The 860-nt window shown below is 46.9% G+C and carries 1 protein-coding gene and 1 pseudogene; both read right to left on the reverse strand.

Annotated elements, in window-relative coordinates; all coding sequences use genetic code 11:
- Positions 1–142: 142 nt before the first annotated feature.
- Positions 143–745, reverse strand: a complete 603-nt coding sequence (locus tag K4I03_RS12420; protein ID WP_223313491.1) for a histidine phosphatase family protein — start codon at positions 743–745, stop codon at positions 143–145.
- Positions 742–860, reverse strand: a pseudogene (locus K4I03_RS12425) (histidine phosphatase family protein); the annotation flags it as partial. The pseudogene K4I03_RS12425 and the gene K4I03_RS12420, both read right to left, overlap by 4 nt.

Genomic DNA, 860 nt, shown 5'->3' on the forward strand with positions numbered 1-860 from the left:
ATGCACATAAAAGCTAGCATGAGAGAGTTTACTAAAGGAGAGCTTTTGATTCTTGAACCAGTTGAGGTAACAAAACGATAAAATAACTAGCTTTATCTTTATAGAATAAAAAAACTGGTTTCTTTATAAGAAACCAGTTTTTTTATTCACACTCATACACACTACCCGTCAGCGGGTCAATGACTTCTGCCAGCTTAAAGTGTCCCTGCTCATATTGGTAATGGCAGATGGCGCAGTTGCCAAAGCGCACCTTAGGATCCAGAGCTTGGGCTGCAATCTTGAGATAGAAGGCCCACATGGCACCGCCGTGGCTAACAGCTAAGACTGGCTCTGCTCCTGCCTGCTCCATGACCTCAGTCAGAGTGACCAGCATGCGTTCACCGACTTGGTCCACTCCTTCTCCACCATAAGGAACAAAAAGGTCTTCAAAAGAGGTGGCTCCTGGTCGAAATTTCGGCTGCAGGCGTTCGGGCTGAGCCTCAAAAAGGCCAAAGTTCCATTCTTTAATGCCTTTAAGGCGAGTATAGTCGGTCCGACCAGAGACAAGTTCCAGAGTATCAGAAGCCCGCTCCTGGGTGGAGGAGTAGAGCTGACCAAAACGAATGCCCCGCCCTTGCAAATAAGCTCCTGCCTGCCGGGCTTGATCCTGCCCCAGTTCTGTCAAAGGAGAGTCGCAAGCTCCCTGTACCAAGGCCTCTTGATTGAAAAAAGTCTGACCGTGTCGCATCAAGTATAAATCTTTCATTTTCCCTCCCAATTGCTAAAATCATGACCGATGGCCTCTTCTAGATAGAATTGGTCATGTTCAAAAGTAAACTTCAAAATCCCGCAGTTGGTCATGTGACCTAAATCATCCAGAC

It is taken from the genome of Streptococcus sanguinis (assembly GCF_020729725.1).
Taxonomy (GTDB): Bacteria; Bacillota; Bacilli; order Lactobacillales; family Streptococcaceae; genus Streptococcus; species Streptococcus sanguinis_V.